Source organism: Sphingobium sp. AP50, from assembly GCF_900109095.1.
Taxonomy (GTDB): domain Bacteria; phylum Pseudomonadota; class Alphaproteobacteria; order Sphingomonadales; family Sphingomonadaceae; genus Sphingobium.
On sequence record NZ_FNYZ01000005.1, the window covers coordinates 208,364 to 222,178 of the forward strand.

15 protein-coding genes and 1 other RNA gene are annotated in these 13,815 nt (G+C 63.5%); 8 read left to right on the forward strand and 8 right to left on the reverse strand.

The features are described from left to right. Nucleotides 1-81: 81 nt before the first annotated feature. Nucleotides 82-1,566: a signal recognition particle protein gene (gene ffh / locus BMY84_RS11675; RefSeq protein WP_177203992.1), complete on the reverse strand. Its 1,485-nt coding sequence runs from the start codon at nt 1,564-1,566 to the stop codon at nt 82-84. Nucleotides 1,567-2,065: 499 nt separating this feature from the next. On the opposite strand from ffh, the gene BMY84_RS11680 reads away from it, so the two are divergent. Genes BMY84_RS11680 through ispZ form a run of 6 tightly spaced genes read left to right on the forward strand, consistent with a single transcriptional unit; the run spans nt 2,066 to nt 7,779 of the window. Continuing rightward, nucleotides 2,066-3,460: an amino acid permease gene (locus tag BMY84_RS11680; protein WP_093083993.1), complete on the forward strand. Its 1,395-nt coding sequence runs from the start codon at nt 2,066-2,068 to the stop codon at nt 3,458-3,460. 29 nt (nt 3,461-3,489) lie between these two features. After that, entirely contained in the window at nt 3,490-4,101 is a 612-nt protein-coding gene (locus BMY84_RS11685) for an energy transducer TonB (protein WP_143075029.1), read from the forward strand. Nucleotides 4,102-4,144: 43 nt separating this feature from the next. Continuing rightward, nucleotides 4,145-4,945 carry a diaminopimelate epimerase gene (gene dapF, locus BMY84_RS11690; RefSeq protein ID WP_093083996.1) on the forward strand — a complete coding sequence of 267 codons (801 nt, stop codon included), beginning with the start codon at nt 4,145-4,147 and terminating at the stop codon, nt 4,943-4,945. 5 nt (nt 4,946-4,950) lie between these two features. After that, nucleotides 4,951-6,195 carry a tRNA (N(6)-L-threonylcarbamoyladenosine(37)-C(2))-methylthiotransferase MtaB gene (gene mtaB / locus BMY84_RS11695; protein ID WP_093083997.1) on the forward strand — a complete coding sequence of 415 codons (1,245 nt, stop codon included), beginning with the start codon at nt 4,951-4,953 and terminating at the stop codon, nt 6,193-6,195. Further along, the gene (gene ftsY / locus BMY84_RS11700) at nt 6,192-7,133 is read left to right on the forward strand and encodes a signal recognition particle-docking protein FtsY (protein ID WP_093083999.1); all 942 of its coding nucleotides are present in this window, start codon (nt 6,192-6,194) and stop codon (nt 7,131-7,133) included. The genes mtaB and ftsY overlap by 4 nt, the downstream gene beginning before the upstream one ends. Further along, nucleotides 7,123-7,779, forward strand: coding sequence for a septation protein IspZ (gene ispZ / locus BMY84_RS11705; RefSeq protein ID WP_093084001.1), 657 nt, complete (start codon nt 7,123-7,125; stop codon nt 7,777-7,779). Before ftsY ends, ispZ begins: the two co-directional genes overlap by 11 nt. 6 nt (nt 7,780-7,785) lie before the next feature. On the opposite strand, the gene rnk is transcribed toward ispZ, so the two are convergent. Next, complete coding sequence (rnk, locus tag BMY84_RS11710; RefSeq protein ID WP_093084002.1) at nt 7,786-8,199, reverse strand: nucleoside diphosphate kinase regulator; 414 nt, start codon at nt 8,197-8,199, stop codon at nt 7,786-7,788. Nucleotides 8,200-8,607: 408 nt separating this feature from the next. Here rnk and BMY84_RS11715 point away from each other — a divergent pair, with 408 nt between their 5' ends. Next, complete coding sequence (locus BMY84_RS11715) at nt 8,608-9,222, forward strand: superoxide dismutase (RefSeq protein WP_093084004.1); 615 nt, start codon at nt 8,608-8,610, stop codon at nt 9,220-9,222. A gap of 106 nt (nt 9,223-9,328) precedes the next feature. After that, a complete protein-coding gene (locus tag BMY84_RS11720; RefSeq protein ID WP_093084005.1) occupies nt 9,329-9,763 on the forward strand; it encodes a hemerythrin domain-containing protein in 435 nt (144 codons plus the stop codon). A gap of 3 nt (nt 9,764-9,766) precedes the next feature. Here BMY84_RS11720 and BMY84_RS11725 read toward each other — a convergent pair whose 3' ends face one another. The 6 genes from BMY84_RS11725 to BMY84_RS11750 form a co-directional block, all read right to left on the reverse strand. Continuing rightward, complete coding sequence (locus BMY84_RS11725; RefSeq protein WP_256215221.1) at nt 9,767-11,302, reverse strand: methyl-accepting chemotaxis protein; 1,536 nt, start codon at nt 11,300-11,302, stop codon at nt 9,767-9,769. Next, complete coding sequence (locus tag BMY84_RS11730) at nt 11,299-11,610, reverse strand: hypothetical protein (RefSeq protein ID WP_093084007.1); 312 nt, start codon at nt 11,608-11,610, stop codon at nt 11,299-11,301. Before BMY84_RS11730 ends, BMY84_RS11725 begins: the two co-directional genes overlap by 4 nt. A 34-nt stretch (nt 11,611-11,644) precedes the next feature. Further along, the gene (locus tag BMY84_RS11735; RefSeq protein ID WP_093084008.1) at nt 11,645-11,980 is read right to left on the reverse strand and encodes a hypothetical protein; all 336 of its coding nucleotides are present in this window, start codon (nt 11,978-11,980) and stop codon (nt 11,645-11,647) included. Further along, nucleotides 11,953-12,501, reverse strand: coding sequence for a J domain-containing protein (locus BMY84_RS11740; RefSeq protein ID WP_093084090.1), 549 nt, complete (start codon nt 12,499-12,501; stop codon nt 11,953-11,955). The genes BMY84_RS11735 and BMY84_RS11740 overlap by 28 nt, the downstream gene beginning before the upstream one ends. 63 nt (nt 12,502-12,564) lie before the next feature. Continuing rightward, an RNA gene (gene rnpB / locus BMY84_RS11745) (RNase P RNA component class A) lies at nt 12,565-12,967 on the reverse strand. 30 nt (nt 12,968-12,997) lie between these two features. After that, complete coding sequence (locus BMY84_RS11750) at nt 12,998-13,696, reverse strand: N-acetylmuramoyl-L-alanine amidase (protein WP_093084010.1); 699 nt, start codon at nt 13,694-13,696, stop codon at nt 12,998-13,000. Between the last annotated feature and the right edge of the window lie 119 nt (nt 13,697-13,815).

A 13,815-nucleotide genomic window follows, 5' to 3' on the forward strand; every position in this document is an offset into this window, starting at 1 on the left:
TCGTCATCCCAGCGATAGCTGGCGCCTCTCCTCCCTTTGGGGGAAGCGAAGCCCCAGCTTTCGCTGGGATGACGGGTTACTTCACTTCTTCATGAAATTCTGAAAGCCGGGCGGCAGCTTGGGCATATTGCCGCCCAATCCGCCAAGGCCGCCCAGCCCCGACAGGTCGGGCGGACCGCCCGCGCCACCATCGGGACCGCCAAGGCCACCCAGACCGCCCATGCCACCGCCACCGGTGAACATCTTGGCCAGCCCTTTCAGGCCGCCCATCTTGCGGATCTTCTTCATCGCCGTTTCCATTTCCTGATGCATTTTCAGGAGACGGTTGACGTCCTGCACGGTGCGGCCGGCGCCCTTGGCGATACGGATCTTGCGCTTGGCGTTGATCAAAGCGGGCTTCTCCCGCTCCTTGGGCGTCATCGAACCGATCATCGCGTCCAGATGGATCAGCGTCTTGTCGTTCGCGCCGCTATTGGCCATCGCCGCCTGCGCCTTCTTCAGGCCCGGCAGCATGCCCGCCAGCGCGCCGAGACCGCCCATGCGGCGCATCTGGTTCAGCTGGCTACGCAGGTCGTTCATGTCGAACTGACCCTTGGCCATCTTCTTGGCCAGCTTGTCGGCTTCTTCCGCGTCGATCGTCTCGGCGGCGCGTTCGACCAGCGACACGACGTCGCCCATGCCCAATATGCGCTGCGCAACCCGCTGCGGATGGAAAGGCTCCAGCGCCTCCAGCTTTTCGCCAGTGCCCGCAAATTTGATCGGACGGCCCGTGACGGCGCGCATCGACAGCGCCGCACCACCACGCGCATCGCCGTCCATACGGGTCAGCACGACGCCGGTCAGCGGCACCTGGCTCGTGAAGCTGGTCGCCACATTCACAGCGTCCTGACCGGTCAGCGAGTCGACCACCAGCAGGATTTCCGCCGGGTTCGCCACATCGGCGACCGCCTTCATCTCGTCCATCAGCGCCTGATCGACATGCAGACGACCGGCGGTGTCGAGCATCACCACGTCGAAGCCCTGAAGCTTCGCCGCCTGCAACGCGCGCTTGGCGATGTCGACCGGCTGCTGACCCGCGATGATCGGCAGGGTCGCGACATCGGTCTGCGTGCCGAGAACGGCAAGCTGCTCCTGCGCGGCCGGGCGCTGGACGTCGAGTGACGCCATCAGCACCTTCTTGCGATCCCGCTCCTTCAGGCGCTTGGCGATCTTGGCGGTGGAAGTGGTCTTGCCCGAACCCTGAAGGCCGACCATCATGATGACGGCAGGCGGGGTCACGTCGATCATCAGATCGGACGTATCCGAACCCAGCGTCTCGGTCAGCGTGTCGGAGACGATCTTGACGACCATCTGCCCCGGCGTGACCGACCGCAGCACATCGCTGCCCACGGCCTTTTCGGTGGCCTGATCGACGAACTGGCGGACGACGGGCAGCGCCACGTCGGCTTCGAGAAGTGCGATTCGCACCTCGCGCATCGCGGCGCGGACATCGTCCTCCGTAAGCGCACCGCGCCCACGCAGCTTGTCGAATACCCCACCGAGACGATCGCTTAGCGAATCGAACATCACCACCTCATTTGGGCCAAAAGGCCCGCAAAATCTTGCCTACCCATCAAACGACAAAATCGCCGGCGGGCGAAACCTCGCCGGCCAGCGTCCATCCGATGCCCCTCTTGGGCATCCTGGAGTCGTCAGGGTACCGGACGGAAACCGACCGATTGCAGGCGCGCCTTTACGGGAAAGAGGCAGGAAGTGCAAGCGGGCGCATGAACGCCCATAATGCGCCTCCCTCTCCTACATCACCCCTCTCTGCTAGAGTGAGCAGAGGCTGGGGTAACCCGCGCCGTCATTGCGAGCGAAGCGAAGCAATCCATGGGCGCATCAGTGGATTGCTTCGCTTCGCTCGCAATGACGATTCAACATTAGGCTATCCCGTTCCGAACCCGGAAGGCGCAGACCAGCGATCACCTGACACTTTCCGATAGGATCAACGCAGTGTAACTTTATTTCGCTTTTTGCGGGAAATATGCGAAGCTAAGGCGAAGACAGAGGGGAGCCTACAATCATGAGTTGGACACGCCGTAAGCCGATGGAGGCGATGACGCCGAAGGACGCGGGCCATCAGATGGCGCGCACCCTGTCATGGCCGCACCTGCTGGCGCTGGGCGTCGGCGCGATCGTGGGCACCGGCATCCTGACCCTGATCGGCGTCGGCGCCGACCGGGCTGGCCCGGCGGTGCTGCTCTCCTTCGCCATAGCCGGCGCGATCTGCGCCTGCGCCGCGCTGGCCTATGCCGAACTCTCGACCATGATGCCGGCGGCAGGCAGCGCCTATAGCTACTCCTATGTCGTGCTGGGTGAAGGCATCGCCTGGATCGTGGGCTGGTCGCTGATCCTGGAATATAGTCTGGTCGTATCGACCGTGGCGGTCGGCTGGTCGGGCTATGCCGCGCCGCTGCTGACGCCGCTGGGCTTCCCCGAATGGCTGACCAAGGGGCCTGAACTGGGCGGCGCGATTAACCTGCCCGCCATCTTCATCATCGCGGTGGTCGCGGGCCTGCTGATGTTCGGCACGCGCGAAAGCGCCCGCCTCAACACCATCCTCGTCCTTATCAAGATCGTGACGCTCAGCCTGTTCGTCGCCTATGCCCTGCCCGCCTTCGACGCGCAGAATCTCGAACCCTTCATGCCCTTCGGCTTTGCCAAACATATGGGGCCGGACGGCGTGGAGCGCGGCGTGATGGCCGCCGCCGCGATCATCTTCTTCGCCTTCTACGGCTTCGACGCCATCTCAACGGCTGCGGAGGAAGCCAAGAACCCGGATCGCGACCTTGCCATCGGCATCGTCGGATCGCTGATCGTCTGCACGATCATTTACGTCCTCGTCGCCGCCGCCGCGATCGGCGCCCTGCCCTTCACCCGCTTCGCCGACAGCCCGGAGCCGCTGGCGCTGATCCTGCGTGAAATGGGTCAGGGCGGCATCGCCCGCATCGTCGCCATCGCCGCCGTGATCGCCCTGCCGACCGTGCTGCTCGGTTTCCTCTACGGCCAGAGCCGCATCTTCCTCGTCATGGCGCGCGACGGCTTCCTGCCGCAATCGCTGGCCCGCATTTCGAAGCGCGGCACCCCCGCCCGCATCACGCTGGTCACGGCAGTGCTCGTATCGATCATCGCCGGCGTCCTGCCGATCGATGAAATCGCCGCGCTGGCCAATGCCGGCACGCTGATCGCCTTCACCGCCGTGGGCCTGTGCCTCCTCGTCCTGCGCAAGCGTGCACCGGACCTCAAACGCCCCTTCCGCACCCCTGCGGCATGGATCGTGGGCATCGGCGCGGTCGCCGGCTGCGCCTATCTCTTCCTCAGCCTGCCGATGAAGACCATCATCGCCTGCGCCATCTGGAATGCGATTGGGTTGGGCGTGTACTTCCTCTATGGGCAGAGACGGGCGACTGTCGCGTAGGGGGAATAGAAGTGGGCGTTTCATCGGGCTTGGTCATCGCGGCCGGAATGATCGCTGCAACGCCTATCGATCCTGTCCACTGGCTGACTTGGGATGATTATCCGCGCGAGGCAAAAATACTCGCCAATGGCGGCGTGATTAATGCGTCGATTATGGTTTCACCGCAAGGCAAGCCCATTCGATGCGAGGTCAAGCATTCGACCGATTCCAGCAAAATGGGCATGATCCTGTGCAGGACACTGATGAGCAAGGCGAAGTTCGAACCGGCACGTAATATGCGCGGAGAGCCGGCATATATGGCCTATAATATGGGCGTTACGTTTCAGCGCGCCCTCGACTATCGCTCGAAGCAAGGGCCAGCACCCCTGCAAATTATCACACCCGTCGATATTGCGCTGGATGTCGCCCATTTGCCGGACGGCATGAAACAGAAGATCATCAGGATCGTCGCGCAAACCGACGAGAGCGGAAACATCATCGAGTGCATACCCTCCACGCCCGACCCCGCCTCCGCAAAATTCGAGGCGGTTGCCTGCGCTCAGGCTAAGGGGCTTGTTGCCGATCCCGCGCTGGACGAGAATGGAAAGCCGGTTACGGCCTTGAGAAGCTGGGCTGCCGTTTTCCGAACAGCGGCAAAATAGGTCAGACTCGCCTTTTCCCTCCACCCCCACTACATGGCCGCCCATGGGACGTTTTTCGAAGATGCATGGCCTGGGCAACGACTTCGTGGTGATCGACGCGCGCGAAAGCGCGATCGACATGACGGAGGCGCGCGCCCGCGCCATTGCCGATCGCCATGCCGGGATCGGCTGCGACCAGTTGATCCTGATCGGGCAGAGCGACGACGCCGATGTGTCGATGCAGATTTTCAACGCCGATGGCAGCGAAGTGGAAGCCTGCGGCAACGCGACCCGCTGCGTCCCCCTGTTCGTCGGCCGCGACGTACTGATCCGCACAAAGGCCGGCCTGCTCGACGCCAAATCGGTCGATGGCGGCGCCAGCGTCGACATGGGCGCGCCCCGTTTCGACTGGGACGCGATCCCGCTCGCATACCCCATGGACACGCTGACCATGGGCGCCAGTTGGGAAGACCTGCCCGCGCCCGCCGCCGTCAATGTCGGCAACCCGCATGTCATTTTCTTCGTGGACGATCTGGACGCCGTTGATTTCGATCGCCTCGGCCCGCTGATCGAGAACGACCCGCTCTTCCCGCAGCGCGTGAACGTGAACTTCGCGCAGGTCGTGGGCGACGATCATATCCGCCTCGTCGTGTGGGAACGCGGCGCGGGCCTCACCCGTGCCTGCGGCACCGGCGCCTGCGCCACCGCCGTCGCCGCCATCCGGCGCAAGCTGATGACCGGCCCCGTCACCGTCAGCCTGCCCGGCGGCGACCTCGTCATCGCATGGGCGCCGGGCGGCACGATCCAGATGACCGGCCCCGCCACCCATGTCTTCGATGGCGAGGCCGACTGGTCGCGTTTCTGACCGCCATGGCCGGTCCTGACATCATCACCATGGGCTGTCGCCTCAACATCGCGGAAAGCGAGGCGATCCGCGACATGGCGGCAGGGCAAGACGACCTGATCGTCGTCAACAGCTGCGCCGTGACCGCCGAAGCGGTCCGCCAGACCCGGCAGGCGATCCGCCGCGCCAAACGGGAGCGCCCCGACGCCCGCATCCTCGTCACCGGCTGCGCCGCCCAGACCGAACCCCAGACCTTCGCCGCCATGGCCGAAGTCGACGGCGTGATCGGCAACCGGGAAAAGATGGAGGCGAGCGCTTTCGCCCCCGTGGCGGAGAAGGTGCGCGTCTCCGACATCATGGCCGTGCGTGACACCGCGCCGCATATGGCGTCCGCCTTCGCCGACCATGCCCGCGCCTTCCTCGAAGTTCAGAATGGCTGCGACCATCGCTGCACCTTCTGCATCATCCCCTATGGCCGGGGGAACAGCCGCTCCGTCCCCGCTGGCGCAGTTATCGACAAGGCCAGGCAGCTGGTCGATGCGGGCTATAGCGAAATCGTACTGACTGGCGTGGACGTCACCAGCTACGGCCCCGACCTTCCCGGCAGCCCCTCACTCGGCCTGCTGATCGAACGCATATTGAAGGGCGTGCCCGACCTCCCCCGCCTGCGCCTGTCCTCCATCGACAGCGTGGAGATAGACGAGCGCCTGTTCGACCTGGTCGCCCACGAACCGCGCATGATGCCGCACCTCCATTTGTCCTTGCAGGCGGGCGACGACATGATCCTCAAGCGCATGAAGCGCCGCCACGGCCGCGCCGACGCCATTGCCATCGTGCAGCGCGTGAAGGAAGCCCGCCCGAATATCAGCATCGGCGCCGACATGATCGCCGGCTTCCCGACCGAAGACGACGCCATGTTCGACAACAGCCTGCGGCTGGTCGACGAATGCGACATCGTCCACGGCCATATCTTTCCTTACTCGCCGCGCACCGGCACCCCCGCAGCTCGCATGCCGCAGGTCGACCGCGCCATGATCAAGGCCCGCGCAGCCCGCCTGCGCGATGCCTGCGCCACCCGTCGCGACGACTGGCTGCGCAGTCTAATCGGCACCAGCCAATCCGTGCTGGTCGAACGCAGCGGCATGACCGGCCACGCCGAAAATTTCGCCCCGGTGCGCTTCGCATCGGCGCAAGCCCCCTCCTCCATCGTCCGCGCCACCATCACGGCGCTTGAGAATGGCGCCCTTATCGCGCAAGAGGCTCCGCAATGACTGATAATACCGGCACCAGCTGGCGCGACCGCCTCTTCGGCGGACTGAAGCGCACGTCCGACAGGCTCGGCGACAATCTCACCGGCCTTTTCACCAAGGCCGCGCTCGACGCACAGACCCTCGACGAGATCGAGGAAGCGCTGATCATGTCCGACCTTGGCCCCGCCATGGCCGCGCGCGTGCGCGATCGTCTGGCCGAGGGACGCTTCAACAAGGAACTGACCGAGGACTATCTGCGCGAGATCATCGCGGAGGAAATCGAGAAGACTCTCGCCCCCGTCGCCCGCCCCCTGGAGATCGAAGCCTTCCCGCGCCCGCAGGTCATCCTGGTGATCGGCGTCAACGGTTCGGGCAAGACCACCACCATCGCCAAGCTGGCCAATAATTTCCTGGAACAGGATTATGGCGTGATGCTGGCCGCGGGCGACACGTTCCGCGCGGCGGCGATCGGCCAGCTCAAGGTCTGGGCCGAACGGCTCGGCATCCCCATCGTCGCAGGCAAGGAAGGCGGCGACGCGGCTGGCATCGTGTTCGACGCGGTCAAGCAGGCGACCGAAACCGGCATCGACGTGCTGATCGTCGACACTGCGGGGCGGCTCCAGAACAAGACCGAACTGATGGACGAACTGGCCAAGGTGCGCCGTGTGCTGGGCCGATTGAACCCGGCCGCCCCGCATGACGTTGTGCTGGTTCTGGATGCCACCACGGGACAGAATGCGTTGAACCAGATCGAAGTCTTCAAGGAAACCGCGCAGGTCACGGGCCTCGTCATGACCAAGCTCGATGGCACTGCGCGCGGTGGCGTGCTGGTCGCAGCGGCCGAGAAGTTCCGCCTGCCCATCCATGCCATCGGCGTGGGTGAAAAGATCGAGGATCTGCGCCCCTTCGATCCGGGCGACATGGCCCGCGCCATTGCGGGGACGGCCTATGCCCGCTGATAGCAATAAGAAACCCGCCCATAACGGCACCCTGTCGCTCGCGCTCGATTTCGGGCCGCTGCTGGTCTTCTTCCTGACCTACAAGGGTGCAGGCTGGATCTGGGGATCGGGCAACCCGATCACCGCCATGACCTTCGGCACCGCCGCCTTCATGGCGGCGATCGTGATCGCGGTCATCATATCGAAGGTGAAGCTGGGTCGCGTATCCCCCATGCTCTGGCTGTCGGCGCTGCTGATTCTCTTCTTCGGCGGCCTGACCATCTATTTCCATGATCAGAGCTTCATCCAGATCAAGCCGACCATCATCTACGCCTTCTTCGCGCTGATGCTGTTCGCCGGGCTGCTGCGTGGCAAGCCTCTGCTCCAATATCTGCTTCAGGCGGCCTATGATGGCCTGACCCATGAAGGCTGGATGAAATTGTCACGCAACTGGGCGCTCTTCTTCGTCGGCATGGCAATCGCCAATGAAGCGATGCGCCGGTCGATGAGTTTCGACACCTGGCTGGCGGTCAAGGTCTGGGGCGTCACGATCGTGTCGGTGATCTTCGCCGGCGCCAATATCCCGATGCTCATGCGCCATGGCCTGACGCTGGACGATGGCCTGGACAGCGACGAGGTGGGCGAAACCACCCCGCCGCAGGGTTAGAAATGGTCAGGTCGCGGGGGCCTGCACGACCGCATCGATGATGATGTCACGCAAATGCCCGTTGCGATCAGGCCAGAGAATCGACGCCCCCACCCGCATCCCGATCAATGCAGCGCCGATCGGGGTAAAAATGGAAATATGGCCCAGCGCAACGTCCGCATGGCTGGGATAGACCAGCCGCACGCGCCGCGCGACGCCGTCCTTGGTATCGCGATAGGTGACGTCCGATCCAATGGTGACGACATCATCCGGCAATTTCCCCGGCGCGTACAGGCTGGCGCGGCCAACCTCTTCCAGCAGCAACTGGCATATGTCGGGAAAGCGATCGCGCGCCGCCCAGGCCAGATCGGAAATTATATCGGCTTCTGATTCGACGAGATGGATGGGCGGAACTGCCGCCCACTTGTGATGCAGGGTCATGGAAAGGCTTCCTGATAGAGAGGCATGGCCCATAATGCGGGCCTTCTGACGTCAACGAAGCTGCCCCGGACCCTGCCGGCAGAGCGCCTGTCAGGTCCGGGGCGAATTGCCCGCGAGAAGTTGGCCCCCGTGATGACGGAAGCGCGGAAAGGCTGCGCCATGCTGCATGACCCGATCCTGTTCGAGCCAGTAGACGCTGTCAAGCGACCCCGTCATAACTCACTTCAGGTCAGCTTTTGATACGATTTTCTGCGATCGTTTCGCAATAGGCACATATCTGTTTTCTTGGGCGTTGGGTGCGCATATGGGAAGCGACGGAGGCGTCCACGCCCCGCATGGACCATAGAATCAACCGGCCGCGCCAGTCTTGCGCACGGCCGCCCCATAACGAACCCGAGGAGTTCCGCCATGGCCTTTGTTCTGCCCGATCTTCCCTACGCCAAGGACGCCTTTGGCGACATCCTGTCGGTCGAAACCTTCGATTTCCACCATGGCAAGCATCACAATGCCTATGTCGTGAAGGCCAATGAACTGGTCGCCGCCGACGAAAGCCTTCAGGGCAAGTCGCTGGTGGAACTGATCAAGTCGTCCAAGGGCGGCCTGTTCAACCAGGTCGGCCAGATCTGGAACCACACCTTCTACTGGAACTCGCTGTCGCCGGTGAAGACCGCCCCGACCGGCGAACTGCTCGCCAAGATCGAGGAAGCCTTCGGTTCGGTGGACGCGCTGATCGAAAAGCTCAAGGCAGAGGCCGTCGGCCACTTCGCCAGCGGCTGGGCCGCGCTGATCCTGAAGGACGGCAAGCTGGAAGTGACCAGCTATCATGACGCGGACACCCCCGTCGCGCATGAAGGCCACGCCCCGCTGCTGATCCTCGATGTGTGGGAACATGCTTATTATATCGACTATCGCAACCTGCGCCCGGCCTATGCCGAAAAGCTGCTGAAGGAAGCGATCAACTGGGACTTCGCTGCCCAGAACCTGGACGGCGAAGGCGCCAGCCGCGCCGACCAACCGGCCTGATAGAGCGACGGGCCGACACTATGCCGGCCCGTCGGCCCTTTGCTATAAAGACTTTCTTAAGCCAAGCGCGCCATCATCACCACTCCGGGGGACGGAGAGCCAGGCGATGGACATTGGCGAACTGCGACGGCAACATGCGGAAATCGGGCGAACGGCCGAACGGCTCGCCGATCTGACCGCCAGACAGGATCGTCCCGAAGGCGTGGGCGCCATACGCTGGCAACTTGCGCGCCTGTTGATGACCCATCTGGCCCTTGAGGATCGCATCCTCTATCCCGCCCTGCTTCAGGCCATCGATGCCGACGTCCGGGCCGCCACCACCACATTGCAACTGGAAACAGGGACGCTGGCGGAACGCTTCTCCCTCTATATGACAAGCTGGAGCGATGATCGCATCACCCGCGAATGGGCCAGTTTCTGCGGGGATACGGATCGCGTGCTCAGTGCCCTGCGCAACCGGATCGACCGGGAGGAAGACACGCTCTATCCCCTTGCCGAACAACTCAAACCTGATACCCAGCGCATCAGCCGATCCGCCTGACTCTCAGGCCGCTTCCAGTTGCGCGACGAACAGATCAGCGGCGCGCTGCAATTCCTGCGCGGTGCGAGACAGGCCCGACGCCGCACTGGACACACGGCTGGACAAATTCTCATTGTCTCGCGCTACGTCCGCCACATCCTCCATCTGCCGCGTCATGACAGCAGCATCGCGCGCCGTATCCCGCGCCGACTGGCCGATCGCCTCCGTGGCATCCCGCTGATCGGCAACCGCGCTCTGGATAGCATCGGCTGCCTCGGCAAGCTGCTGGACAGCACTTGCGACGTCCGACAGCGCATTCTGCGCCACCCCTGCCCCCTGCTGCGCTGACGAAGCCAAAGCCTGAATTTCTCCGGTCGCATTGGCCGCCTGACCCGCCAATTGCTTCACTTCCCCCGCCACCACGGCAAAGCCGCGTCCAACCTCTCCTGCTCGCGCAGCCTCAATCGTGGCGTTGAGTGCCAGCAGGTTGGTCCGTGCGGCGATCTGGGTAATCGAATCGGCAAAGCCGGTGATCGACGTCGTGCGCCCCTCCATGTCCCGCATGGCCTGATGGCCCGTAGTCGACATGCGCTGCGCCTCCCCGCCCAGCGTCGCCTGCTGATGCGCGGCGGCGGCGATAGCGGAAATGGATTCGGACAATTGCTCGATCCGCTGCGCCAGCATGGTCGCATTCGCGGATGATTGCCCGGCAATGGCAACCGTTTCCTCGGTCCCGACGCTGGCCCGCTGCGCCAGTTGATTGAGTTCGCGCGCTGAATCATCCAGTTCCCGGCTCGCGGCGCCAACGGCGCCGACAATCTCCGCCATCGATCGGCGGAAATTACGCGCCAGCGCCAGCGTCGTCGCCTGCCGCTCCGCCGCCATGCGCGCCTTATCGGCGTCCTGCTGCTGGCGTAACTGAGCCGCACGGGCGTCGGCTTCCCGGCTGGCCGTCATCGCCGTCTCTGCGGCAGCCCGCCCCTGTTCGGCCTGCTCAGCCAGTCGGCCCGACTGGGTGACATGGTCATCAAGCGCCAGCAGCAACGTGCGTAGCTGATAAGTCAGATAACAAAGGACAGCCGCTTCCGCGACCACCGCCACGCCATGAATCGCCACTCGCCCAACATTCGCACTGTCCGGAAAGACCCAGCCCGGCGCGACGAAATTCAGCAGTAGATGGTGAAGCGCCGTCAGGCCGGCGCCCAACAGGATCGGCCGCCAGTCATAGAGCAGTGCCAGCCCCGCCAGCGCCACGAAGAAGAACATATGGCCGTCCATCTGCAAATGATGGTCGGACAGAAGGTAAAGGCCAATCGCTGGCTGGGCCGCCGCCAGCATGCCCATGGCCAGCCGCACGTCCAGATCACGACGATGATAGAGGACCTGTATCGTCGGCAATATATTGATCAGCGCAGACAGCATGAAGGCGCGCCCGACATGGGCGACCCCCAACGACAGTCCGCCGATCCCCAATGTCATTGTCCACAGCCAGTTGGCGCACAGCAGGATTTGCAGCCCCTGCAGCCGCAACCGATCCAGACTTGTCGCAGCGTTCATCATGCCAACCCCGCACAGCCACCGGCCTGCGCCGAAAGCAATAAAATGCCGCGCTGCAACAGTGGGCGAGCGAGGGCATCCCGTTCGCCATCCACCAGCAGCGACCCCTTCCATGGTCCGGCCGACACCAGTCGCGCCCCATGGGCGATCGCCACGGGGGCAAGCGCTGTCCGCGCCTGATCCGTCATCGGCACCAGCAGGATACGCCCCTGTGCCGGCGGCGCGGCATAGAGAAACGCCAGACCGAAAACGATCAGCGCACATTGTCCGACAAGGGGCAGGCTTCGCCAGGAGGACGCACGATAAGTCATTGCGCCCGTTTAAGAAGCATTGGTAAGGATAGAATTAAGGGTCTGGCTGATTGAGGTGCAGCGCCTGCGCCAGTTCATCCAGATCGGCGCCGGCACGCACCAGCAGCCATTCCTTGCTGTCCGCGCCATCGACCACCGTCACCGCGCCGCGCGGGCAGACGCCCAGACAGTTGACCTCGACGATCCCGGCATCCGCCTTGCGCCCTTTCTTGAGCGACAGATGCTTGCGCAGCGCCTTGGCCAGCCGCTCATCGCCCTCCGGACCAAAGCCGCCATCCAGCTTTTTTGAGCATTTGCGGCAGATCAGAACCACATTGCGCCAGTTGGTCCGGACATGGTCCTTCAATCGGTGGCGCCTCGCGGCTTCCATGTCCGCCGCTCTTCCGCCGTGCGCAACACCTCATAGGCCGCCTGGATCGTCTGGAAACGGACGGCTGCGTCCGCATCGCCCGGCTTCACATCAGGATGATATTCCTTGGCAAGGCGGCGCCAGCTCTTCTTCACCGCCTCGAAATCGGCATCATCCTCCAGTTCCAGGGCCTGGAGCGCATGCATTTCATCACGGGATCGGCTGCCGTCACCCGGACCGCCCCAGCCATGATAAGCGCTGGACTGGAAACCACCGGCATCCCGCCGCTCGGCATGTTCGCGCTGCTCCCGCTCTTCGCGGTCCAGACCCTGAAAATAGTCCCAGTTGCGGTTATATTCGGCCGCATGGTCGCTACAGAAATACCAGCGTTCGCGGCTATTGGGGGATTTGGGCGCGGGGCAGGCGCCCGGCTTGTCGCACCCATGCCGATCGCACAGCCGCACCTGTTGCGCCTCACGCGATGCGCCATAGGCACGCCAGCGGGGAAATCCCCAGTCATTGGATCGGCTCTGTCTTGCCATCCAGCCAGAATAGGGTTTCAGGCGCGAAAACGCCACCCCACTGCACCGCAGCATGTCGGAAAATTCGCCAGAGGGCCTGTAAGCCGGGTTCTGTCCACTCCTTACGGAGATGGGCGACCATTCCTCTAGGGAACGGATTGCTCCGTTCCTCAAGCAACCAACCCGGGCGATCTCAGTCGAAACAGACCTAGCAATCTTGCGATTGCGCGCCGCCCCTATTCGGTCTTGCTCCCGGTGGGGTTTACCGTGCCGCCTTGCGTTGCCGCAGACGCGGTGCGCTCTTACCGCACCCTTTCAATTTCACCCGACCGAAGTCTTAGGGCCGAAGCCCTGGGCGACCTGCTTTCTGTTGCACTGTCCCTTGGATCACTCCAGCCGGTCGTTAACCGGCACCGTCATTTCGTGGAGCCCGGACTTTCCTCGCCGTGGAAGTTACCCGCCACGCCGCGGCCGCCCGGCCCTCTGGCGAAGCAGGCCCTTAGACCGATTCGGCGCGTTAGTCATCCCCTCTGGGCTTGGGCAGCAGCAGAGCGAGCAGGATGGCGCGACATTCGCCATCGATCACCCCGTCAATCAGTTCGGGACGAAAGCGGCGCTGAAACGCGAGTACGGCCGGTTGCGGTTCGGCAATGTCATAGCCGAAACGCTCCAGCGCCAACATGAAGCCGCCATCGGTCCAGTGCGGGTCCATCAGATTCTTGGTCGGACGCGGCAGCGCCAGACGAAGCCGAGCCAATTGCCCCCATGGAAAAAGCTCACCGGGGTCCTGTTTGCGCGCGGGCGCGATATCGCTGTGGCCGACGATATTGCCCCGCGTAATCCGGTGCCGCTGGATGATGTCATGCACCAGCGGTATCAGCGATCCCATCTGCGCTTCGGGAAAGGGACGATAGCCCCATTCATGGCCGGGATTGACGATCTCTATGCCGATGCTGGCGGAATTGATGTCATCCATGCCGCGCCAGTGGGATCGCCCCGCATGCCATGCTCGCTTGCCTTCATCGACCATGCGGATGATCTGTCCGTCTTCGGTCACGACATAATGGGCAGATACCTTCGATTCCGGATTGGCCAGCCAGTCGATCGCGCTCTGCGCATCCGGCATCCCGGTATAATGCAGCACCAGCATCGTGATGGGCAGGCGGCGCTCGTCGAAATTGGGGGACGGCGTTTCGATCATGGGGATGTCGGTCATCGGGAAAGGCCAGTCACTTCCAGCTGTTCGGTCATCGCGCCCTTCCGACCTGCCTTCTTTCTACCGGCGGTCTGGAACCGACAATGGCAGCGAGAAGCGCAGCAATCAAGCAGGGTTAA

Excerpts from the sequence above, each read along its gene's own strand:
- ffh (WP_177203992.1), bottom strand. The coding sequence starts at position 1,566 with ATGTTCGATTCGCTAAGCGATCGTCTCGGTGGGGTATTCGACAAGCTG.
- BMY84_RS11680 (WP_093083993.1), top strand. The coding sequence starts at position 2,066 with ATGAGTTGGACACGCCGTAAGCCGATGGAGGCGATGACGCCGAAGGAC.
- dapF (WP_093083996.1), top strand. The coding sequence starts at position 4,145 with ATGGGACGTTTTTCGAAGATGCATGGCCTGGGCAACGACTTCGTGGTG.
- mtaB (WP_093083997.1), top strand. The coding sequence starts at position 4,951 with ATGGCCGGTCCTGACATCATCACCATGGGCTGTCGCCTCAACATCGCG.
- ftsY (WP_093083999.1), top strand. The coding sequence starts at position 6,192 with ATGACTGATAATACCGGCACCAGCTGGCGCGACCGCCTCTTCGGCGGA.
- ispZ (WP_093084001.1), top strand. The coding sequence starts at position 7,123 with ATGCCCGCTGATAGCAATAAGAAACCCGCCCATAACGGCACCCTGTCG.
- rnk (WP_093084002.1), bottom strand. The coding sequence starts at position 8,199 with ATGACCCTGCATCACAAGTGGGCGGCAGTTCCGCCCATCCATCTCGTC.
- BMY84_RS11715 (WP_093084004.1), top strand. The coding sequence starts at position 8,608 with ATGGCCTTTGTTCTGCCCGATCTTCCCTACGCCAAGGACGCCTTTGGC.
- BMY84_RS11720 (WP_093084005.1), top strand. The coding sequence starts at position 9,329 with ATGGACATTGGCGAACTGCGACGGCAACATGCGGAAATCGGGCGAACG.
- BMY84_RS11725 (WP_256215221.1), bottom strand. The coding sequence starts at position 11,302 with ATGATGAACGCTGCGACAAGTCTGGATCGGTTGCGGCTGCAGGGGCTG.
- BMY84_RS11730 (WP_093084007.1), bottom strand. The coding sequence starts at position 11,610 with ATGACTTATCGTGCGTCCTCCTGGCGAAGCCTGCCCCTTGTCGGACAA.
- BMY84_RS11735 (WP_093084008.1), bottom strand. The coding sequence starts at position 11,980 with ATGGAAGCCGCGAGGCGCCACCGATTGAAGGACCATGTCCGGACCAAC.
- BMY84_RS11740 (WP_093084090.1), bottom strand. The coding sequence starts at position 12,501 with ATGGCAAGACAGAGCCGATCCAATGACTGGGGATTTCCCCGCTGGCGT.
- BMY84_RS11750 (WP_093084010.1), bottom strand. The coding sequence starts at position 13,696 with ATGACCGACATCCCCATGATCGAAACGCCGTCCCCCAATTTCGACGAG.